Source organism: Collinsella sp. An307 (assembly GCF_002161805.1).
GTDB lineage: Bacteria > Actinomycetota > Coriobacteriia > Coriobacteriales > Coriobacteriaceae > Coprousia.
Window position 1 is genome coordinate 143,505 of sequence record NZ_NFIP01000005.1, and the last position, 20,519, is coordinate 164,023.

Annotated in this window: 19 protein-coding genes; 14 read left to right on the forward strand and 5 right to left on the reverse strand. The window is 61.4% G+C overall.

The genetic code is table 11. The features are described 5' to 3' along the window. The first annotated feature begins 257 nt into the window (after positions 1 to 257). Positions 258 to 821: a hypothetical protein gene (locus B5F89_RS05785; protein ID WP_087430838.1), complete on the forward strand. Its 564-nt coding sequence runs from the start codon at positions 258 to 260 to the stop codon at positions 819 to 821. 3 nt (positions 822 to 824) lie between these two features. Here the strand turns inward: B5F89_RS05785 and B5F89_RS05790 are convergent, their stop codons facing one another. Next, positions 825 to 1,727: a LysR family transcriptional regulator gene (locus B5F89_RS05790; protein WP_158098427.1), complete on the reverse strand. Its 903-nt coding sequence runs from the start codon at positions 1,725 to 1,727 to the stop codon at positions 825 to 827. A gap of 137 nt (positions 1,728 to 1,864) precedes the next feature. Here B5F89_RS05790 and B5F89_RS05795 point away from each other — a divergent pair, with 137 nt between their 5' ends. The 5 genes from B5F89_RS05795 to leuB all read left to right on the forward strand — a co-directional run bounded on the left by B5F89_RS05795 (position 1,865) and on the right by leuB (position 8,726). Next, positions 1,865 to 3,289, forward strand: coding sequence for an aminotransferase class V-fold PLP-dependent enzyme (locus B5F89_RS05795; RefSeq protein WP_239286688.1), 1,425 nt, complete (start codon positions 1,865 to 1,867; stop codon positions 3,287 to 3,289). 453 nt (positions 3,290 to 3,742) lie between these two features. Next, the gene (locus B5F89_RS05800; RefSeq protein WP_087430841.1) at positions 3,743 to 5,269 is read left to right on the forward strand and encodes a 2-isopropylmalate synthase; all 1,527 of its coding nucleotides are present in this window, start codon (positions 3,743 to 3,745) and stop codon (positions 5,267 to 5,269) included. Between the two features lie 262 nt (positions 5,270 to 5,531). After that, positions 5,532 to 6,797 carry a 3-isopropylmalate dehydratase large subunit gene (gene leuC, locus B5F89_RS05805; RefSeq protein ID WP_239286689.1) on the forward strand — a complete coding sequence of 422 codons (1,266 nt, stop codon included), beginning with the start codon at positions 5,532 to 5,534 and terminating at the stop codon, positions 6,795 to 6,797. A 244-nt stretch (positions 6,798 to 7,041) separates the two neighbouring features. Next, the gene (locus B5F89_RS05810) at positions 7,042 to 7,548 is read left to right on the forward strand and encodes a 3-isopropylmalate dehydratase small subunit (protein ID WP_087430843.1); all 507 of its coding nucleotides are present in this window, start codon (positions 7,042 to 7,044) and stop codon (positions 7,546 to 7,548) included. Positions 7,549 to 7,616: 68 nt separating this feature from the next. After that, positions 7,617 to 8,726: a 3-isopropylmalate dehydrogenase gene (gene leuB / locus B5F89_RS05815; RefSeq protein WP_087430886.1), complete on the forward strand. Its 1,110-nt coding sequence runs from the start codon at positions 7,617 to 7,619 to the stop codon at positions 8,724 to 8,726. 11 nt (positions 8,727 to 8,737) lie between these two features. Here the strand turns inward: leuB and B5F89_RS05820 are convergent, their stop codons facing one another. Together B5F89_RS05820 and B5F89_RS05825 are read right to left on the reverse strand one after the other, a co-directional pair. Next, the gene (locus B5F89_RS05820; RefSeq protein ID WP_087430844.1) at positions 8,738 to 9,436 is read right to left on the reverse strand and encodes a hypothetical protein; all 699 of its coding nucleotides are present in this window, start codon (positions 9,434 to 9,436) and stop codon (positions 8,738 to 8,740) included. Between the two features lie 97 nt (positions 9,437 to 9,533). Beyond that, positions 9,534 to 10,928, reverse strand: coding sequence for an amidohydrolase family protein (locus tag B5F89_RS05825; RefSeq protein WP_087430845.1), 1,395 nt, complete (start codon positions 10,926 to 10,928; stop codon positions 9,534 to 9,536). Positions 10,929 to 11,077: 149 nt separating this feature from the next. On the opposite strand from B5F89_RS05825, the gene B5F89_RS05830 reads away from it, so the two are divergent. Both B5F89_RS05830 and B5F89_RS05835 read left to right on the forward strand, forming a co-directional pair. Next, positions 11,078 to 11,533: a hypothetical protein gene (locus tag B5F89_RS05830; protein ID WP_087430846.1), complete on the forward strand. Its 456-nt coding sequence runs from the start codon at positions 11,078 to 11,080 to the stop codon at positions 11,531 to 11,533. Between the two features lie 9 nt (positions 11,534 to 11,542). After that, positions 11,543 to 13,282 carry a serine/threonine-protein kinase gene (locus B5F89_RS05835; RefSeq protein ID WP_087430847.1) on the forward strand — a complete coding sequence of 580 codons (1,740 nt, stop codon included), beginning with the start codon at positions 11,543 to 11,545 and terminating at the stop codon, positions 13,280 to 13,282. A gap of 90 nt (positions 13,283 to 13,372) precedes the next feature. On the opposite strand, the gene B5F89_RS05840 is transcribed toward B5F89_RS05835, so the two are convergent. Next, positions 13,373 to 13,696 (reverse strand): toxin-antitoxin system HicB family antitoxin, encoded by a 324-nt coding sequence (locus B5F89_RS05840; protein ID WP_087430848.1) that lies wholly within the window; start codon positions 13,694 to 13,696, stop codon positions 13,373 to 13,375. A 589-nt stretch (positions 13,697 to 14,285) separates the two neighbouring features. On the opposite strand from B5F89_RS05840, the gene B5F89_RS05850 reads away from it, so the two are divergent. The 3 genes from B5F89_RS05850 to B5F89_RS05860 are packed head-to-tail and all read left to right on the forward strand — an operon-like array spanning position 14,286 to position 16,796. Next, entirely contained in the window at positions 14,286 to 15,167 is an 882-nt protein-coding gene (locus B5F89_RS05850) for a MerR family transcriptional regulator (protein WP_087430850.1), read from the forward strand. 16 nt (positions 15,168 to 15,183) lie between these two features. Beyond that, on the forward strand, positions 15,184 to 15,732 hold the full coding sequence (locus B5F89_RS05855; protein WP_087430851.1) for a hypothetical protein: 549 nt from the start codon (positions 15,184 to 15,186) through the stop codon (positions 15,730 to 15,732). A gap of 14 nt (positions 15,733 to 15,746) precedes the next feature. Then, positions 15,747 to 16,796, forward strand: coding sequence for a DUF6591 domain-containing protein (locus tag B5F89_RS05860; protein ID WP_143758342.1), 1,050 nt, complete (start codon positions 15,747 to 15,749; stop codon positions 16,794 to 16,796). Between the two features lie 3 nt (positions 16,797 to 16,799). Here the strand turns inward: B5F89_RS05860 and B5F89_RS05865 are convergent, their stop codons facing one another. Further along, on the reverse strand, positions 16,800 to 17,006 hold the full coding sequence (locus tag B5F89_RS05865; RefSeq protein ID WP_239286690.1) for a helix-turn-helix transcriptional regulator: 207 nt from the start codon (positions 17,004 to 17,006) through the stop codon (positions 16,800 to 16,802). 85 nt (positions 17,007 to 17,091) lie between these two features. Between B5F89_RS05865 and B5F89_RS05870 the strand changes: the two genes are divergently transcribed. Genes B5F89_RS05870 through B5F89_RS05880 form a run of 3 tightly spaced genes read left to right on the forward strand, consistent with a single transcriptional unit; the run spans position 17,092 to position 20,518 of the window. Further along, positions 17,092 to 18,387, forward strand: a complete 1,296-nt coding sequence (locus tag B5F89_RS05870) for a DUF4839 domain-containing protein (RefSeq protein ID WP_143758343.1) — start codon at positions 17,092 to 17,094, stop codon at positions 18,385 to 18,387. Positions 18,388 to 18,424: 37 nt separating this feature from the next. Next, on the forward strand, positions 18,425 to 19,123 hold the full coding sequence (locus B5F89_RS05875; RefSeq protein WP_255375165.1) for a zinc ribbon domain-containing protein: 699 nt from the start codon (positions 18,425 to 18,427) through the stop codon (positions 19,121 to 19,123). Positions 19,124 to 19,138: 15 nt separating this feature from the next. Then, positions 19,139 to 20,518 (forward strand): SPFH domain-containing protein, encoded by a 1,380-nt coding sequence (locus B5F89_RS05880; RefSeq protein WP_087430856.1) that lies wholly within the window; start codon positions 19,139 to 19,141, stop codon positions 20,516 to 20,518. Position 20,519: the final 1 nt, after the last annotated feature.

Sequence of the window (20,519 nt, forward strand, 5' to 3'; positions counted from 1 at the left end):
GGATACGTTCTTTCCACGTTGGGCCACAGGACGGTAATTCGTAAACGTTTTGCATGGGGCGTCACCGTAACGTGGCGCCCCATAGTGCGTTTACAGCGACACATTACGAAGGGCTTATCCCTTTCGGCGGAATTGATGAAGACTGTTTGAGCGGGGGCCGGGGACGGCATAATACCTCGGACAAGGAAATACGTTATCTATTTGGTAGCGTATTGCCGAATACGCGCCCGAGGGCGCTCGTGAGAAAGGTCTCGATTATGTCTGAGAATACGGTTATACACGGCGCGGTTGCTGCTGCCGAGCCGAGCGTTCGCGAGGCGGCGCTTGAGGCGGAGGATGCTCGTCGCACCCTGGTTGCTGAGCTCGCGGGTCTTGGGGCGACGATGGCCGCAGCTATGGATGCCGACCCGAGCTTTATGCCTTGCGGGCAGGCCTTTGGTGTTGTGATTGATGGTCTGGCGGCCGCTGCCGCATCGACGAGCGTCGTGGAGCTCGGCGCGCTCTCGGAGGTCGTGCGCGCCCGCAGCGAGCATGTGGCGGCGCACCGCGGCGTCTCGCAGGGAAGCGCCGCCGACGTGCGTCATGCTATGGGCGAGGCGTCGGGGAAGCCGACGATGCGCGCCCATCTTCTTGCCGAGCTCATGGGCATCGCCTTGGCGGCGCAGCGTGGTATGTCGCTCGGTGCCATGTCGGACGAGGTGAACGAGCTGCTCGTCCGCGGGCTCGATGCGCTTTCTTATGGCGAGGATACCGAGTACGTGGTGGAGTGCCTCGCGAACTGCGCGTCGGCATCTGCCCACGCGTTTGCGCTCGTGGCGTAGGCGTCAGGCGTTCTGGGCAATGGCGGAGCGCAAGAGCCGCATAAACGCCTCCATAACAGGGGTTACCCACTTCTGATCGCGATACAGGACTTGGATCGCCATTCGGGGCAGCTCGAGGGTGGTGCGAAGCTGCGCAAGCGACCCGGTTTCCAAGGCGGCTGAGGCGGAGAAGCGCGGTACAAGCGCAACGCCCGCGCCGTCTGCCGCAAGGCGAACGAGCATCTCGGTGCTGCCCGTCTCGATTGTGGGGGTGACAACAATATCGTGCTCGGCGAGGGCGCGGTCGAAATCGTGCCGGTAGCTCTCGCCGCGCTCTGTCAAGACAAAGGGCAGGTGCGCCAGGCCCTCGGGATCGAGCGTGGTATCGGCCTCGGGCACAAGGCCGGGTGCGGCTGCAAGCACCACCGCTTCGTCACGCAGCGTCTCTCGTGTAAAGCCAGGAAGCGTTATGGGCTGCTCGAAGGTGAGTATGAGATCGAGCTCACCTCTGCGACACTTGTCGGCGAGCTCTTCAAGGGCTGATGTCACCACGACGACCTGGGCCGCAGGATGTTCACGCGCAAATGCAGCAAGCACGGGCGGCAGCAGCGAGGTGGCGGTTGACTCTACGCTGCCGATGCGAAGGGTGCCGGTGAGGTCACCCTCGTCGGAAGCGGGGGAGACAGCTGCCGCGGCGGCAGACGCTGCTTCCATGAGAATGTGGGCATGAAAAGCAAAGGTGCGACCCGCGTCGGTCAGGATGACGCCGCGCGGTACCCGCTCGAAAAGTGCCGCACCTAGCTCGGCTTCCAGCTGCTTAATCTGCATGGTGACCGCAGATTGGGAATAGCCGAGTTTGACGGCCGCATGCGAGAAGCTGCCCACTTCGGCAACTTTTAAAAAGGTCTCCACTACGCGTAGCTCCATCCCTTGCCCCTTTCCACGGTTCGCGCTGCTACAGATAGCTATCATTTTTATTGATGCAAGTATAGTAAGTATGAATTTTACATATGGATGACTCCCGACGATGATAGTGCCGTACCGCACGAACGCAACGAGGGAGGATGCCCATGTACACCCGCGAGACGCAGATGGAGCAAGAGGTCGAGCGCGCCGCTGTCCGCTTTGTATGCGACCTTTTTGAGCGCAACCGCAACCTGTCGGACGGGCCGGTCATCAACGAGCCCGCGCCGGAGCACCTCGCCCGGCTCGCCGAGCGCGCTATCCCCGCTGAAGGGCGCCCGCTCGAAGAGGTCGTCCGCGAGATGGAGCGCGATGTGATCGGTTACGGCTACAACGCCGACCATGCGCGCTTCATGGGCTTTGTTCCGGGTCCGACCTCGGCCATCTCTTGGTTGGGCGATATGATCTCGGCGGGATACAACCGCCATGCGGGAAGTGTTGCCAACTATCCTGCGGGACACGCCGTGGAGGAGGGCCTCATCCGCTGGCTCTGCGACAAGGCAGGATTCCCGGCGGGAGCGAGCGGAACCTTCGTCTCGGGCGGATCGATGGCAAACTTCACCGCCTGTGTGGCCGCGCGCGACACGGTTCTCGACGAGCGCGACTGGCCGCGCGCGGTGGCGTACGTGTCCGGGCAGACGCACAGCTCGGTCGCTAAGGGCCTGCGCATGATGGGCGTGACCGATGCGCGCATCCGCACGATCGCGGTCGACGACCTGTTCCGCATGAGGACCGACGACCTCGCCCGCGCCATTCATGAGGACCGGGCGGCCGGACTCGCCCCGTTCATGGTCATCGCCACGGCGGGCACCACCAATACAGGGTCGGTTGACCCCCTGCCCGAGGTCGCCGCCATTTGCCGGCGCGAGGGCCTGTGGGTGCACGTCGACGGAGCCTTTGGTGCAAGCGCGCTTCTCACGCGCTACCGCGATCTGCTCGCGGGCGTGGAGCTCGCCGACTCGCTCAGCTGGGACGCGCATAAGTGGCTTTTCCAGACCTATTCGTGCAGTATGCTGCTCGTACGCGACGAGCGCACGCTTCTCAAGAGCTTCAGTGCGCACCCCGAGTACCTCGCCGACCTGGAGGGCGACGCCGATCTGGTGAACCCTTGGGATCTGGGGCCTGAGCTTACCCGCCCTGCGCGCGGGCTCAAGCTGTGGTTCACGTTGCAGGTAATGGGCGCCGACGGCATGGCCGATTGCATCGAGCACGGCTTCGACCTCGCTCGCTGGGCGGAGGACGAGCTGCGTGCCACGCCGGATGTCGAGATTGTCTCGCCCGCCCAGATGGCTATGGTGAACTTCCGCTTCGCGCCGGCGGGATTGAGCGAGCACGAGCGCGATGCTCTCAACGCACGTGTCTCTGCGCGCATGCTCGAGAGCGGTTACGCGGGCGTCTTCACCACCGAGCTCGCCGGCAAGAAAGTGCTGCGCCTTTGCGCGATCCATCCCCGCACGCACGAGGAGGAAGTGCGCGAGATCGTGCGCCGGCTCGCCGCCTTCGCAGCGGAAGAGCTTGGCGCGTAGGCACCGCGTATCCGGTTTTGCTCGTTGGTAACCGGTTGGAAACACACGCGCCGCTCACGGGATTGTGGGCGGCGCCCTTGCCTGCCTTTGCTACACTTCATACCAATGCAGTGCCGGGAGTCGGCGCTGCCGGCGAAGGGACTCGCGGCACTATGGTTATGGGAGAGAACATTTGGGCAGGTAAGGCCACCTCGGCCGCTGCCGCATGCTCGCTCCTAACCCTAGCGCTACTACGCGCCGATGCGCGCTAGGGTCCTTCCCGTCTGAGCGGTCGCAACCGCACGTTACTTCAGAAGCACCCCGATGCGCATCTACCCAACGCCTTGCAGGGCGTGACGCGCGACGGGGTGCTTTTCCGTTGATAGGGTCTCACAATCACGTCACCTCCTGCATCGCCCGACCCGGCACAATGCCGGAGCGCTCGCGCCCCGGCCAGAGCAACAGGAGGACCGTATGACCCGCAAGATCGCCATCTTTGACACCACGCTCCGCGACGGCGAGCAGTCTCCCGGCGCCAGCATGAACACCGAGGAAAAGCTCATTGTCGCGCGCCAGCTTATCCGCATGAACGTGGATGTTATCGAGGCGGGCTTCCCCATCTCGAGCCCCGGTGACTTCAAGAGCGTCTCCGAGATTGGTCGCCTCGCGGGCGACAAGTGCGTTGTTTGCGGCCTCACGCGCGCTGTCGACAAGGACATCGAGGTTGCGGCGGAGGCGCTCAAGACCGCTAAGCGCCCGCGTATCCACACCGGCCTCGGCGTCTCCCCGAGCCATCTGCGCGACAAGCTTCACCTGACCGAGGACGAGGCCATCGAGCGCGCCATTCGCGCCGTCAAGCTCGCCCGCAACTTTGTGGACGATGTTGAGTTCTACGCCGAGGACGCCGGCCGCGCCGATCAGGACTTCCTGGTGCGCATCATCGAGGCCGCCATCAAGGCGGGCGCCACGGTGGTGAACATCCCCGACACCACGGGCTACAACATGCCGTGGGCGTTCGGCGCGCGCATCGCCGACCTGCGTGCGCGCGTGGACGGCATCGAGGATGCAACCATCTCTGTGCACACCCATAACGACCTCGGCATGGCGACGGCGCTCGCCATCGAGGCCGTGCGCAACGGCGCGACGCAGGTTGAGTGCACCATCAACGGCCTTGGCGAGCGCGCAGGCAACACGGCGCTCGAAGAGGTAGTCATGGCCATCAAGATGCACGGTGCCGAGCTCGACGCGCACACCGACATCGTCACCCAGGAACTGACGCGCGCCTCCAAGCTCGTGAGCTCGATTACGGGCATGACGGTGCAGGCCAACAAGGCCATCGTTGGCGCCAATGCCTTTGCGCACAGCTCCGGCATCCACCAGGACGGCGTCCTCAAGGCGCGCGACACCTACGAGATCATCGATCCGGCGGACGTGGGCGCCGGCGGCTCGCAGATCATCCTCTCCGCTCGTAGCGGCCACGCAGCGCTGCGCCACCGCATGGCAGAGCTCGGTTACACCTTTGCCGATGATGAGTTTGAGAGCATCTACCAGGCGTTCCTTGAGGTTGCAGATAAGAAGAAGGAAGTGTACGACGAGGACCTGGAATCCATCGTGCACGAGCGCGAGCGCGAGACCCGTGCCATCTGGACCCTCGGTGCCGTGCAGGTGTCCTGCGGCTTCCCGCTCACGCCCACGGCAACGCTCACCTTGGTGGGCGAAGACGGCGCCGAGCACACGGTGGCCGCCTTTGGCACTGGCCCCATCGACGCGGTCTATAAGGCCGTGAACCAGATCGTGAGCGTGGAAAACGACCTCTCCGAGTTTGCGATCAAGGCAATCACGCGCGGCATCGATGCGCTGGGCGAGGTCACGGTGCGCGTAACGGCGGGCGACGGTCAGGTCTACACGGGCCGCGGCTCGGACAACGATATCATCGTGTCCTCCACCAAGGCCTACATCAACGCGCTCAACCGCCTCATCTCTGAACAGCGGCAAGCGTAAGGCACTCTTCGGGGACTGCCGGGGCGCGGATATCATCCCGTGCTCAGACAGTCCTCGCGCTACGCGTTGCGGAACTGCGCGCGGGACGATATCCGCGCCCCGGCTTCCGCACGGCGCAGTTCTGTTTGAACGAGGTAATACATCACAGGGGGATTCGGGTGCATCCTCCGCGCGCAGTTCCGCAGGCAAGCGAAGCGCAGCCGAGGACTGTCTGAGCACGGAGGATGCACCCGAACCACCGGGGAAGGATAAAGGAGTATCAATGGCTAGACCTATGACCGTAGCCGAGAAGATTTTGGCTGCACACGCCGGGCTCGATGAGGTGCGCCCCGGCCAGCTTGTAGAGTGCGACCTCGATATCGTGCTCGCCAATGACATCACGGCGCCCATTGCCATCGATGTCTTCCGCGAGCTCGGAGCAACGCAGGTGTTCGACCGCGACCGTGTGTGCCTCGTGCCGGACCACTATGCGCCCAATAAGGACATCAAGAGCGCCGAGCAGACCAAGAAGATGCGCGACTTTGCCCATGAGCAGAAGATTACGCACTATTGGGAGCAGGGTTGCGCGGGCATTGAGCACGCGCTTCTGCCCGAGCAGGGCGTTGTGGTCCCGGGCGACCTCATCATCGGCGCCGACAGCCACACCTGCACCTACGGCGCGCTCGGCGCGTTCTCCACGGGCGTGGGCTCGACCGATGCAGGCGTGGGTCTTGCGACCGGTCGCGCCTGGTTCAAGGTGCCCCCCACCATCAAGTTCGTGATTGATGGCGAGCTCACCGACGGCGCCGCCGCAAAGGACATCATCCTCCACATCATCGGCCTCATCGGCGTAGACGGCGCGCTCTACCAGGCTATGGAGTTCACCGGTTCCACCATCGCGAACCTCTCGATGGAGGGGCGCATGTGCATCTCCAACATGGCGATCGAGGCGGGCGGCAAGGCCGGCATCATGGAGGTCGACGATGTGGCACGCGCGTGGCTGCGTGACCGTTGCGAGCGCGACTACGTGGAGTACCACGCCGACGCGGATGCCGAATACGCCCAGGTGATTCATATCGACGCGGCGGACATCAAGCCGTGCGTCTCCTGGCCGCACCTGCCTTCCAACACGCATCCTGTGACGGAGAGCCGCGACATCAAGATCGACCAGGCGGTCATTGGCAGCTGCACCAACGGCCGCATGGAGGACATGCGCGCCGCCGCCGAGGTGCTGCGCGGTCGCCGCGTGAACGAAAACGTGCGCTGCATCGTGATTCCCGCCACGCAGGCGGTCTTCAAGCAGTGCATGGCCGAGGGACTGGCCGATGTCTTCATCGACGCCGGCTGCGTGTTCTCCACGCCCACTTGCGGTCCGTGCTTGGGCGGCTACATGGGCATCCTTGCGGCGGGGGAGCGCTGCGTCTCCACCACCAACCGCAACTTCGTCGGCCGCATGGGCGACCCCACCTCTGAGGTCTACCTCGCGAGCCCGGCTGTTGCCGCTGCCTCTGCCGTGGCGGGCCACATCGCCCTGCCGAGCGACCTGTAAACCGTGCTGGGGACCGGGACATATCATCCCGTGCTCAAACAGCGCGCTGCGCGCGAACTGCGCGCGGGACGATATGCCCCGGTCCCATCGACGGCTTACCGGTTGTTCTGTCGATTAATCATGCTCGCTGCGGAGGGCGGGACGGCATCCTCCGCGCGCAGTTCCGCAGGCCAAAGGCCGAGGACTGTCTGAGCACGGAGGATATGCTCCCACACCTCAACAGACGAACAAGGAGGATCATCTCATGAAGTTCGAAGGTACCGTTTTCCGTTATGGGCGCGACGTGGACACCGATGTCATCATCCCCGCGCGCTACCTCAACAGCTCTGACCACGCGCACCTGGCGGCGCATGCGATGGAGGACCTCGACCCCACCTTTGCCACCCGCGTCCAGCCGGGTGATATCGTGGTCGCGGAGGAGAACTTTGGGTGCGGTTCCAGCCGCGAGCACGCGCCGGTTGCCCTCAAGGCGGCGGGCGTGTCGTGCGTCATCGCCAAGAGCTTTGCGCGCATCTTCTACCGTAACGCCATCAACGTGGGCCTCGCCATCATGGAGTGTCCGGAGGCCGTGGACGCCATCGCCGACGGCGCGCGCGTGGCGGTCGACACCGAGACCGGCACCATCACCAACCTCGACACCGGCGCCACCTTTACCGCTGAGCCCTTCCCGCCGTTCATTGCCGAGATTATCGAGGCGGGCGGCCTGGTGGAGCGCACACGTCAGAAGCTTGCCGCGCAGGCGGATGCGTAAAGGAGGCGTGTATGGCGCTCGATAACCCCTTTGCATCCGGCCCGTCGTCGATTGATTGGAGTTGCAACGTGAAGAAGACCTATCAGATCTGCTGCCTGCCGGGCGATGGCATTGGCCCCGAGATCATCGCCGAGGGCAAGAAGGTGCTTGCTGCGGTGAGCGCCAAGTACGGTGTGGCGTTTGCCTGCGAGGATGCGCTCATTGGCGGCGCTGCCATCGATGCTACCGGCAACCCGCTGCCCGACGAGACGCTTGCCGCCGCAAACGCTTCCGACGCGGTGCTGCTCGCCTCGGTGGGCGGGCCCAAGTGGGATACGACCGACCCCGCCGCCCCTCGCCCCGAGCAGGGTCTGTTGAAGATCCGCAAGGAGCTCGGTCTTTACACCAACCTGCGCCCGGTCCAGATCTTTGCCGCGCTCGCCGACGCCTCGACGCTGCGTCCCGAGGTCATCGACGGCGTGGACATGATGATCGTGCGCGAGCTCACGGGTGGGCTCTACTTTGGCCGCCGCGAGCGCTTCTACGATGAGGCGGGCGCCGGCACGGACGGGGCGCCCGGCCAGCGCGCCTACGACACGCTCGAGTACCGCGAGTACGAGATTGAGCGCATCGCGCGCCAAGCGTTTGAGGCCGCCCGCAAGCGCCGTGGCAAGGTGTCGAGTGTCGACAAGGCCAACGTGCTCGAGACGAGTCGCATGTGGCGTGAGATCGTACATCGCATCCACGATGCGGAGTATCCGGACGTGGAGCTCGAGGACGTGCTTGTGGACAACGCCGCCATGCAGCTCATCAACCGCCCCGCAACCTTTGATGTGGTGGTGACCGAGAACATGTTCGGCGACATCCTCTCCGACGAGGCCGCCCAAATCACGGGGTCGCTCGGCATGCTCGCCAGTGCGAGCCTGGGCGACGGCGTGGCGCTTTACGAGCCGAGCCACGGCTCCGCACCCGATATCGCGGGACAGGGTGTTGCGAACCCGCTCGCGCAGATTCTCTCGGTCGAGATGATGCTGCGCTACAGCTTTGATATGGGAGATGCGGCCGACGATATCCGCCGTGCGGTGACCGCGGTCCTCGACGAGGGCTGGCGCACGCGCGACATCGCCGACGCCGCGACGCCTGCGGAGAAGATCCTCGGCACCACCGCCATGGGTGACAAGGTGGTAGAGCACCTGTAAGTGCGACTCCCTTACGGGTTGAGCGAGCCGCCAAAGTAGGGGATAAAGAGCAGAAGCGCCGCGAGGCTCACGGCAAAAAGAACGATACCCGCCACCTCGATCGCGATTGCCCAGCGCGGTCGAGGTGCGTGCGTTGTGAGTCCCGCCGCGGCAAAGACACACAGAAAAATGCTCACGCCGAGGCCCGCCATGCACAGACCCTCGCAAAAGGCGAGGCGGGGCAGGTCGGCGGCGGCAACGGTGGCGTAGTGATAGCTGTGCAGCAAGCTCACGTCACCCGTTGCCATCATGTACGCGCCGGGCGCGATGCCAAAAAGTGAGCCCAGCGCGCCAAACACGCCGCATACAAGAAGGCGGGTTTTCGGGGTCATGCCGGCGAGCATCCCGGTGTCGCCGCCGGTGATGAGGCCGCCGTTGTGGCGGATGATCGAGGCGAGCATCACAACAATGCCCGCAATCATGGTGACAACGCCGACAACGCTTGCCCACGCGGGCAGTACGCTCGGCACCATAAGCATGCAGCCCACGCCTGCGGCGACAAGTCCCACGCCGGTCTCACGTGCGAGCGGGGCAAGCTCGGCGGCGGGCGTCGTGGCGTAGTGGTAGCTGTGCAACAGCCGCGGGTTGCCGGTTACCATCTGCCAGATGCCGAGGCCGACGATGCAAAGCCCAATGCCAACGGCGATGGCCGTACCGATGAGCGATTCCATAGGTGCCGCCTTTCACGTTACCGTCTGAAACGTGCTCGCTATTGTAGTCCTCTCAGGCGCGATGGGCGGGAGTTTTTCAGGTGCTCGGCGGGCGGCATCATGCTGCGTGCGGCAGGTCTTTCGTCTTGGGGAGCGGTGTGTTGTCGGCGAGAATCTCGTCCAGCTCGGCATCAAGCTCGCTCATATGCTTTACCTGAGGATTCTCAATCAGATGCCCCTGCGCCATAACGTAGAGCGGCTGCCGCAGATGCGCGAGGTCCTCGAGCGGGTTTTCTCGCGTGACGAGGATATCTGCCGAGAGCCCCTCCGCAATGCGCCCACAGACGTCGCCAAGTCCGAGGATCTGCGCGTTGATTGCGGTAGCGGTATGCAGGGCAAAGGCGGGTGAGACCTCAGCATACTTGGCAAAGTAGGCCACCTCGCGCCACATGTCGTAGTGCGTGACGTACGGACAGCTCGAGTCGGTGCCGAGCCCCACGGTGATGCCGAGCTCGAGTGCGCGACGCGCCCCTTCGACAATGCCCGCGCAAACGATGTCGCCGTTCACCTTTTGCACGTCGCTCGAGTGCGTCTTCTCGGCAGGAAGCTTCACAAACGGCAGCGCAGGTGAAATGGTGCAGGTAAGCGTGGGTGCACGGCCCGCGAGCTGCTTGCCTGAGCCGCTCTGGAAGAGCTCCTCGATCTGAGGTGTCATGGGTGCGCCGTGCTCAATGGTGTCGACGCCGCCCTCAAGCGCGGCGAGCACGCCGTCGGTGCTCTCCACGTGTGCCATGACGGGAAGTCCTGCCTCGTGGCTCGCCGCGCAGGCTGCCTCGATCATGGCAGGTGGCATACGGAGCACGCCCGGCTCGCCGACCTTCTCGGCATCAAAGACGCCGCCGGTGATGAAGAGCTTGATGACGTCCGCCCCCGCCTGGGCTAGCGCGCGCACGGCACGGACGGCGTCCTCAGGCGTCTCACATACCTCGGCAAAAAGACCGGCGCCGTGTCCGCCGGGGACGGTGATGCCGGTGCCGGGCGCTACCACGCGCGGCCCTGCGAAGCGACCGGCGCGAATTTGGTCACGACACCAGATGTCGCCAAGCGCGGGGTCGCCCGCGCCGCGCACGGTCGTGACGCCGCTTGCGAGCTGCGTTACGACGGCGGACTTGATGAGCTTGTGGATGAGGGCGCGGCCCAAGGGGTTTGACTGGGCGAGCTTGATAAGCGCGCTCGCGTTGCCCGAGCTCACCGGGGTTCCGCTTCCAATAAAGTGCGCGTGCAGGTTGATGAGCCCCGGCATAAGGTAGGCGCCCGCAAGGTTGATAATGCGCGCGCCGGGGGCGAGGCGTTTGGCGTGCGCATAGGCATCACTGCCAACCGGCGCCTCGGCAATATGCGCGATTGTGCCGTCGCGCACGATAACAATGCTGTCCGAATGAGGTTGCATGTCCGCCGTACCGTCCAGAATGGTTGCGTTGATGAACGCGAGGTCACGCTTCTCTGGCTTCATGGGTGCGCCTTTCGCCGTGGTTGCGATGCTCTAAGCATACGCCCCTAGCGCGCGCATGCGCCCGGCAATTGCGCTTGCCGGCAGCGAATGTACCGCGCCCGGGCGTCCTTGGGTATCATGGACAAAGCTATGGGGGATAAGGAGCGGCCGTGCAAGAAGAGCGCCTTACCGAAGACTTGGTAAACCGTCTGCTTGAGGCGGCGACTCCCGAGGCGTTTCTTGCCGAGGACGATGCTGTTATCGACCGCTCGCTCGCCGATTATCTAAACGAGCTCCTTGCGGACCGGAAGACGCGCTTTGATGCGAGGTTCAACCGGTCGCGGCTGGCCGCCGATTCCGGTGTGAATAGCACTTTTGTATACGACATCTTTGACGGCAAGAGCATGCCGGGCCGCGATAACGCCATCATGCTCGCCTTTGGTCTGCGCTGCGATGTGCGTGAGACGCAGCGCTTGCTCAGGCTCGCGGGAGTTTCTGAGTTATGGCCCAAGCGCCGGCGCGACGCCATCATCCTCTGGTGTGTGAAACACGGCATGACGCGCGTGGTCTGCGACGATGAGTTGTATCGCTTGGGCGAGCGTCCGTTGTTTGATCCTAAGGCATAAGGAGGCGCGATGGACGAGCGTGCGGTGCGACAGGCTATGAGCATCGATGATGCGTACGTGGTCGAGCGACGCCTGGCCAAGGGTCCGGACGGTACGACCGAGCTCGTGAGCATAGACGGCGCCGGTCCGTTCGTGCGTCGGCGTATGCCTATCGCTCGTGCGCGTCGTGCGGTTTGGGCGGCACTCGCAGACTGCCAAGACCCGCGCCTGCCGCACGTTCGGATGAGCTATGAGCTGCCAGACGAGTACGTGGTGGTGCTCGACTATGCAGAGGGCGAGACCCTCGCCGATCTGGTCGCGCGCGAGGGCGCCTTATCCTGTTCCCAGGCGTGCGATCTTGCCGCCGATCTTTGTGGAGCTCTTTCTGTGCTGCATGCGCACGGCCTGGTGCACCGTGACGTGGCGCCCGCGAATATTGTTGTGGGCGAGAACGGCGTTCACCTCATCGATTTTGGCAATGCGTGCCTGCCTGCGCTGGAGCAGGAGGAGGAGAACCCGCAAGGCACGTGGGGCTTTGCTGCGCCCGAGCAGCACGGCTTCACGCAGGTGGATGCCCGTGCCGATCTGTATGCGGTGGGCCGCGTCGCCGCGTTCGTGCTTACCGGGGCATTGCCCGAGGGCAACACCCAGCGTGAGCTCCGTGACCACGTGGCGCACCTGCCTGAGGCGGTCCGCGCCGTTATCGAGCGCGCCTGCGCCTTTGAGCCGAGCGCGCGCTATCAATCTGCCGAGGAACTCGCCCGTGCGTTTGGCGCCGCATGTGCAGGTGAGGCTGCTCCTGCGGAGGATGCCGCGAATTCCGGCGCGCCCACTAAAGACGCTGTACCCGTGAGCGCTGCGGCTGCCACGCCCCAAGGGGCTGCTGAGGTCCCGCCAACAACATGGCCGCAACCTTCTGCGCAGGAGGCCCCTTCTGCGGGACGGCGCTGGTCTGCTAAGCGCATCGTTGGCGTGTGCGCGATTGCCCTCGTTGTGGTGGTTGCAATCGCCGCCGTCGCCATGAACATGAATCAAACTCAGGCGAATCTCATCCCGTCCGAGGGCTTTGAGAAAGATGAGCAGGTGGACGCAGATGTCTCTGCGGTTGGCAATGCCCCTGCGGCAACCGACGACTCTGCTGCTATCGGCGTGACAGCGGGCATCTCAACCGATGACGTTGCCCGTGCGCACGCGGCGCTCAAACTCGCCGAGACCGGTTGGTCCATCGATGCGAACGGTTACATCAGCTACGCCTTCTCCCTCGAAAATACGAGCGACGACCTGCTTGTTGACTTTCCCGCGGTGACTATAACGGGATATGACGACGCGGGTTCGGTAGTCTCATCCGACACCATGACGCTCGCCGCGCTCTATCCCGGGCAGACGCAGTACTGCGCGAGTATTGCTGGCAATGGGGCGGGCGCCGCTACGGTCGAGTTCAGCATCGGGATGCCCGGTGACTGGGACGTCAGGCGCATCACGGGGAGTGCGAGCACCTACGAGGTCACCGACGCTATCCTCGTAAGCAACGGATTTGGCGGCTCGGCTGCCACGGGTAAGGTGCGACTCGCCGTCGCGGGCGATGATATGTCGACCGCCATGGGAAGCATCGCCCTGACCGCTCTTGTGCGGGACGACGCGGGCTCCATCGTGGCAAGTGGCGAGACGTACATCGACATGATTCCCGAGGGTTCAACGGCTTCCTTTGAGATCCCGCTCTTCACTCCGGCCGCCTCTGGAACGCTCGAGGTCCATGCTCGAACGTGGTAGGGTTGATGGGTTATAGAGGCAAGGACACGTATGTGCCGAATGCCTTAATAGCGTCGGCTCATCCAATATGAGCAAGGCTCCATTTACGTGTTATATGCGCGAAACGAGGAGCTGGTTGATAGATACGTGCGCCTCTGCAGCTTCCATTGCGACGCGGCGATGTTGATCAGGAGTCATGCGCAAGGGGAACTTGCCGCTGAACTTTCGCGTTCCCAAGGGGATAGGAGGAACTTCTCCCCTTTCCGCCATATCTACGAGAACGTCTTCTACAAGGTCAACAAGCCCGTGCAGTGCCCCCTCCTGCCGGTCGTCAACACAGGAGAGAGACGGAAACTCTGCGACGGTAGCGATGAAGCTGGAATCCTCCTCCGACCAGAACACGCGATAGGTATATTCATTCGCTTTACGAGCCATCGCTTGTCCTCCTTTCCACTGCAGCGAGGAGCTGCTTTATTTGGTATGGGGCGACGAAGCCCGAGCGATCTTGGATATTGACGCGCGGGTCTCCCGGCCAAGGCGTGCGGAACACATGATGAGAGCCGTGAATACGAGGAGGCCCAAAAAAGAACCGGGCAACTCTATCGGCATCTTTGAAGCGAACATGGTTCGGTTGGCGCCTCATCCTTTGAATTAACTCATAAATATCCGGCATTGCTACCCCCTCGATAATATCGCATATGATATCGTTTGGCAAATTGTGATACCAAACATCTGTTCGCTTTAAGTAGAGAACAAATGTTCTATATCAACAAGACTTCATTTCAAACAATTCAGTTGGCAGCTGAAGAATCCGTGCTGCCGATTCGCGAAAATCGCAACGACCTTCTCGAAAGGATGCGCACGAGCGCATCAAACCCATCGAGAAGGGATGACGATGAGCGATTGGAATGCAGCTATGGGACGCGAGCGCAAACGCTGCGACAACGCGGCAGAGGGCGCCTTGCGCCGTATTCTTGCCGCCCGGTTACCGGGCGGTACAGGATGGGGTGGAAAGGAGGTGCCCATGTGGCAACGGTCTGAGGTCGAACGCCTCACGGGCTTGTCGCGCCATGCGATTCAAGACCTGTGCAATCAAAACACGAGCCGTGACGGTCTGGGGTTTTGGGTCCCCGCGGTGTCCAAGCCGGGCTATGCGCGCTACGACGAGGGCGACCTCCTCGCGTTCTACCTGGTGCGGCAGCTCACCCGTGCCGGTTTTACGCTGGCAGAGGTGGAGCCGGTGGTGTTTGGCATGCTCGAGGACGATGAGTCGTTCGAGCGCGCGTTAGAGAGCAAAGAGCGTCGGCTTGTTGCGCAGCGCGATGCGGTGGAGGCCAAGCTCGCGGCTCTTGAGCTTCTGGAGGACGCGGTGCCGAGCGCCCCCGAGAATCGCCTCTACACCATCATGGGCGAGGCGCTCAGCGCATGCGCGGATGCAGCGATTGATGTGGCCACAGAGAAAACTTCGCTCGAAAGCCAAGATGCCGAGCTCTTGCGGCAGAGGCTACTTGGCGCAGTGTTCGAGATGCTCGATGTCATCAAAGGGGACCTTCCCTGTTTTTGGCGGCGCCCGAGCGCGCCTCATCGCGATCATGGTGAGAAATGTGGTCTAGAGCATGTTGTGCACGCCCTGAATGACCTTCAGCAGGCGGGTGTTCGCCCTGCGGCTCGTCCCTCGCGTGCCTTTGTTGTTGCAACGGCCCAGCGTCTAGCGGGCATCGCCTCCCCAGGGCGTTCCGTGCTCGGTGGGGATCATCTTCAACCACGAGCCAAGGCCGCCGTGTACTCCCTCGAAGCATTCTGTGCCGCGCCCGAGACCGGCGTGCCCATCGAGCTCGTCTTTGGCAACGGATCGTACGGCTTTCTTGCGCAAGCGACGCGCGCCTGCGCTGCAGAAATCGACTAGGGAAAGGATGCAAGAAATGGACCAACACCAAGAAGTGTCCTCGGCAAAGGTGATGCTCATACTGAGAATCGCCATGGTCGCTTTGGCGGCTCTGCTGGTCGGCTGTTTCTTCCTGCCGTGGGGCTCCGCAATCGCGGAGTTTCGTGACGCTGCCGCGCAGATGCCTGAGGCGTGGTTCTACGAGCCTGCCGGCCTTACCGCTGCCGACGCCGCCGATCTGTCGCTTGTGGAATACGCGGCTTCCTATCAGACGCTCGAGGGAGCGCTTCGCGACGTGTACGTTTCGATCATGTACGCCGCGGTAGCGCTGCCTGCTATTGCGTTGCTGTTTGCCGCGCTTGGCAAGCCCGTTCCTGCATCGATATTCGCCGTGCTGACGCTCGCGGTCACAGAGCTTCTGCGTTGGGATTTTGGCGATCGAGGTGTGTTGCCCAGCGCTTCGCACGATTGGGGTATCGCACCGACGGTCTATATGGTTGTGGCAATCGTGCTCATTGCGCTGGGTATTGCCTCGGCGGTACTCAAGCATCGTGTGAAGAAGGCAAAGGCAGCGGCTGCTGTCTAGATGGGAGGTAGAACATGAGAAAGGTATTTGCTTGGGCAGGCGCATTGGCTTTGGCGGCGGCGCTCACCGCATGCAGTGGGGGAGGAGCTCCTGCACAGACAGGGCAGGGCGACACAACGTCAGCGCCTACATCTGACAGCCCGTTCGAGGCCATCATCGCCGAGGCGCAGGCAGATTTCTCGGAAACGAGTCAGAAGATTCTCGACGCGCAGGAGAAGATGTTCTCTGAGGTCGGCGAGACCTACGAGGAGTACCTCGAAAACACCGACAAGATACAAGCTTGGTATGACCTGGCGGTGAGTGAGACCGAGGCCCTTGGCGAACGTGCCGTTTCCTATGGCCGTGAGTATTATCAGGCAGTTGTGGATAACGTTGATGTCACGGAAGACCGTGATTGGGAGCGTGCTACCGAGGACTTCTATGATGCCATTTACGACGACGCGTTCGACGATTACTACGATGCCGTGTACGACGATGCGTTTGAGGACATATACGATAAGTATTACGACGGCATAATCGCCGATGCGTACGAGACGACTCCGTATGATGAGTGGTCGGATGTCAGCGGTGACGCATACGACGCCTACTCCGACGCGCATTCAGATGTGTACGACGCCTACTCCGACGCTCATTCAGACGTGTATGACGATTACTCGGATATTCGCAGCGCGTTCTACAACAACGATTTTGATGTCGAGGGCGTGTTTGCACCCGTCGAGCTCAAGAGTGACAGCGCACCCGAGGCGGAAGAAGCCGTTGCCGAACCCGAGGAAGAGCCGACGGACGATGCTGCCGGTGATGAGTCGACGCCGTCTGCGGATTTTAAGACCGCGATGGACGAGTATGAGGCGTTCTTCGACGAGTACGTCGCGTTTATGCAGGCATATAATGCAGACCCCTCAGCGACGGATCTTCTTGCGCAGTACCCCGACATGATGACGCAGTATGCGGATACGATGGCCGCGATGAGCGATATTGACGCGGGGAGTTTGACGCCTGAGGACTATGCCTACTACGCCGAAGTGACCGCACGCATCACCGCAAAGCTCGCCGAAGTGGCATAGCCGCTAGAAATCGATGAGGTCGCGCACCTTCACGTCGAGCGCCTGAGCGATGCGAATCAAAACGTCGATGCCAACATCAGCCGTTCCCGTCTCGATCTTCCAGAGATAGGAACGGCTGGTCCCGGTCATAAGGGCGAGTTGGCGCTGCGAGATGCCGCGCTCGGCTCGTCTCGACCGTATACGAGAGCCCAATGCCCGCTTGTCGTGCACGTTATCCATTTCTCTAGCGTACGTGCGCTATGATGCAGAGTGGCTCTCTAAAGAGAGCCATCTGGTTGAACCCTAAGGAGATAGAGTGAGAAAAGGACGGGCATTATTCTTGGCTTTGACAAGTGTGGCACTAACGCTTTCTCTGGTCGGCTGTAGCTCTCAGGGCGAACCGGATGAGGTGACAATACAAACTGCTGATAATGCTTTAACGGTTTCGCTCGAAGTCGAATGCAGGTCTAACCTATTTTTCAGTCGCTATGACATCGCATTTTATGTAGACGAGGAACTCCAAGAGGTCATAGACCATGGAGCGACCAAGCAGTATGAGATTGACTTGTCTGAAGGCGACCATGTGCTGAGGTTCGCCAAAGAAGGCGATAATGAGGTAGATGGAAGCGTCGAAATAACAGTTAATGACAATATGGCTCTTAAGTGCGTTCTGGGGTGTACCTCTTCTCAAGTAGAGGTGCAGATGGTGGAGTCTATCTTCCCACCGATTGCGTCAGACGAAGCTGTTTCAATGAGCCATGATGATGTTCGAGAGGCATTTGAGCAGGCTGGATTCACGGAGATTCGTGAGGAAGAGCTAAGAGACCTTGCCCTCGACCAGGCTGACCATAACTGGCTTGTCGGGTCAATTTCAATCGATGGAGATGATTCTTTTGACAAGGAGAGCTCCTTCCTTGCCGATGATGAAGTGCTGATTTCTTATCATGTTCTTGGCGATATAAATCCTCCTGCATCCGCCTCAGAGCTTGTCGGCCAGGATTATGAGAAAGTTGCCGAACAGTTCGCTAGCGCTGGATTTAGCAATGTAAAGACAGAACCGGCAGCATCGGCGGGTACGGTGGGGGCAGTCAGTCAAGTGACCATCGGAGGTTTTTTCGGTTCTTCAGATTTTGTGCGTGGTGACTCTTTCCCCTTTGATGAACAGGTGACCATTCAATACTACGAAGAGGACCCCGATGCTGAGACTCCCAATGCAAATGCGAATGCGAATGCTGAAGTGGAAGAGGTGCTCACCATTGACTCCTCTCCAGATTTAGCTAGCCTCCTCTCTTCGGGTGAAACCAATGCCTCTTGGTTCAGCACAAGCTATCGCGGAAAAACGATTCAGTTTGATGGACATGTCGCGAGCTTAATGACCCATGGGGATTACTCAACCCGTTGGGATGTTTTGATCCTCGCAGGCAATAACGGAGCAAGTCCATCCCTTGGCCCCAATTTCAAACTGATTAACGTCAGCTTTTATGACATGAACGTAACTAATGCAGATACATTACGCGAGGGGCAAAACATAACGGTCACTGCTGTCGTAGGAGATTACGATTCCGCGACAGATTGGCTAGAGCTCGATCCCGTTTCAATTTCAATTAGATAGCAGCAGGCCCTTTTATCTCGATGATTGGAAGCACCAAGTGTTTTGTACTAAATGCGGGAAGCAGTTGAATGATGACGATCGATTTTGCCCCAGTTGTGGCAAATCGACTGGTATGTTGGCGCCGGACGGAGCAGGAGCAAGGCGAGAGCAATGGGAGGGGACCGTATTCAAGTGTCCGTGTTGCGGCCAGGTGCTCGATGCGTTCTCCGTCGTCTGTCCTTCGTGCGGCTTCGAGCTTCGTGATGCGAAAGCGACAACATCGCTAAGCGTTTTATCGCTGAAGCTGCAGGAAATTACGGCACACGCTGATAAGGGGGTAAAACAAACATTACTTGAAAGGCTCCGGCGCGACACGTCGGATGTCGACGATCGGGCAGCGGCTTTGATCAAGGCTTTTCCCATACCTAACACCAAGGAAGATCTTATCGAATTCATCATCGCATCTGCTGCAAATATCAACATAGATGCGTTCAATGAGATGAAGAGGGGTAATTTATCCTCTTCTGAGATTGCGATGTCCAATGCATGGTTATCAAAACTTGAGCAGGCCTATCGGAAGGCGTCAATCGTCCTTGATGGTGAGGCATCGTTTGCTAAAGCGAAAGAGATGTATGTCAGTACGATGAAAAAAGTATCATCGGCTAGGCATGCGATTATCCGTTTTTGGATCGCTCTTGGACTCGTATGGGTGGGAATCATCCTTTTCTGCCTTTTGATGGCGACCGTGAATTCTTAGGAAAAGTGAGATGTAATGAGTGCTTTTAACAAGAATGCCGGCGGTTTCATGGATGAGATCCGCTGCGACGAACCGAGCTACCTCATCTGGAAGTGGCGCCCGGCGGGCTCGCAGAAGGGCGCGAACCGCCGAGAGAACGCCATCCGCTGGGGCTCTTCGTTGCGCGTGCGCGATGGGGCGGTCGCCGCGTTCGTCTACCACCAGAAGGACGGCACCTACCAGGACTTTATCGAGGGTCCCTACGACCAGATTCTCAAGACGGCCAACCTACCGGTTCTTGCCAGCATCGTCGGCCTCGCCTACGACGGCGGCACTCCCTTCCAGGCCGAGGTCTACTTCATCAACCTCGCTCAGGTGGTACAGATCCGCTTCGGTGTACCGTTCTTCGATGTTTATGATCCACGTTTTCTCGATTTTGGCGTTCCCGTGGCAGTGCGCGGGACGGTGACGTTTGCCATTAAGGACTACCGTCAGTTCATCAAACTGCACAGACTCGACGAATTCGATCTTGAGACATTTAAGAGTCAGGTGAAAGATGCGATTAGGCGTTATTTGAAAGGCGCAGTCGCCAACGCCCCTACGGACCTTGGCATTCCGCTCGTCCAGATCGAGCGCGGCCTCGCCAAGATCCACGACGCCGTGGAGCCCCAGGTCAAGGAGCGCCTCTCGAGAGACTTCGGCGTCGCGGTGTCCGGGGTGGACATCTCCGCCATCGAACTCGACAAGACGAGCGACGGCTACCGTCGGCTCATGTCCGTGACGCGCGATGTCGAGCAGGCGACCGTCCAAGCTCAGACCGAGGTCAACATCAAGAACCTCCACGACCAGCAGCGCATCAACGCCGAGAACCTCGAGGAGACCCTTCGTATTCAGCGCGAGGAGGCCCAGCGCGCCCAGCGCATGACCACCGAGACCGCCAACATCGGCGCATTCCAGCTCGAGAAGCAGGCCGAGGTGGGTGTCGCCGGCGCCAGCGCGCTCGGCCAGATGGGCGCCAACGGTGCGACCGAGATGGGGGCCGGTTCCGGCGGCGGGTTCGATCCGGCTGCGATGATGGCCGGCATGGCCGTCGGCGGCGCCGTGGGCCAGAACGTCGCGGGAATGATGAACGGCATGATGGGCGGGCTCGGCGGCCAGCCGGCGCAGCCCGGCGCCCAGGTTCCGCCCCCGGTCCCTCAGGCCGGCTACCACGTGGCCGTGAACGGCGCCGCGAGCGGGCCCTTCTCGCCCGCGATTCTCGCCCAGATGGTCGCTGCAGGCGCGCTCACACGTGACAGCCTCGTCTGGAAGCAGGGGATGGCCGAGTGGCGCCGCGCCGGGGACGTCGACGAGCTCGCTTCCGTTTTCGGGGGCGAAGCACCCGCCGGCATGGCACCGATTCCGCCAGCCGTCTAAG

Coding starts and splice junctions, on each gene's coding strand:
- B5F89_RS05785 (WP_087430838.1), top strand. CDS start 258: ATGTCTGAGAATACGGTTATACACGGCGCGGTTGCTGCTGCCGAGCCG.
- B5F89_RS05790 (WP_158098427.1), bottom strand. CDS start 1,727: ATGGAGCTACGCGTAGTGGAGACCTTTTTAAAAGTTGCCGAAGTGGGC.
- B5F89_RS05795 (WP_239286688.1), top strand. CDS start 1,865: ATGCCCATGTACACCCGCGAGACGCAGATGGAGCAAGAGGTCGAGCGC.
- B5F89_RS05800 (WP_087430841.1), top strand. CDS start 3,743: ATGACCCGCAAGATCGCCATCTTTGACACCACGCTCCGCGACGGCGAG.
- leuC (WP_239286689.1), top strand. CDS start 5,532: ATGGCTAGACCTATGACCGTAGCCGAGAAGATTTTGGCTGCACACGCC.
- B5F89_RS05810 (WP_087430843.1), top strand. CDS start 7,042: ATGAAGTTCGAAGGTACCGTTTTCCGTTATGGGCGCGACGTGGACACC.
- B5F89_RS05820 (WP_087430844.1), bottom strand. CDS start 9,436: ATGGAATCGCTCATCGGTACGGCCATCGCCGTTGGCATTGGGCTTTGC.
- B5F89_RS05825 (WP_087430845.1), bottom strand. CDS start 10,928: ATGAAGCCAGAGAAGCGTGACCTCGCGTTCATCAACGCAACCATTCTG.
- B5F89_RS05835 (WP_087430847.1), top strand. CDS start 11,543: ATGGACGAGCGTGCGGTGCGACAGGCTATGAGCATCGATGATGCGTAC.
- B5F89_RS05840 (WP_087430848.1), bottom strand. CDS start 13,696: ATGGCTCGTAAAGCGAATGAATATACCTATCGCGTGTTCTGGTCGGAG.
- B5F89_RS05850 (WP_087430850.1), top strand. CDS start 14,286: ATGTGGCAACGGTCTGAGGTCGAACGCCTCACGGGCTTGTCGCGCCAT.
- B5F89_RS05855 (WP_087430851.1), top strand. CDS start 15,184: ATGGACCAACACCAAGAAGTGTCCTCGGCAAAGGTGATGCTCATACTG.
- B5F89_RS05860 (WP_143758342.1), top strand. CDS start 15,747: ATGAGAAAGGTATTTGCTTGGGCAGGCGCATTGGCTTTGGCGGCGGCG.
- B5F89_RS05880 (WP_087430856.1), top strand. CDS start 19,139: ATGAGTGCTTTTAACAAGAATGCCGGCGGTTTCATGGATGAGATCCGC.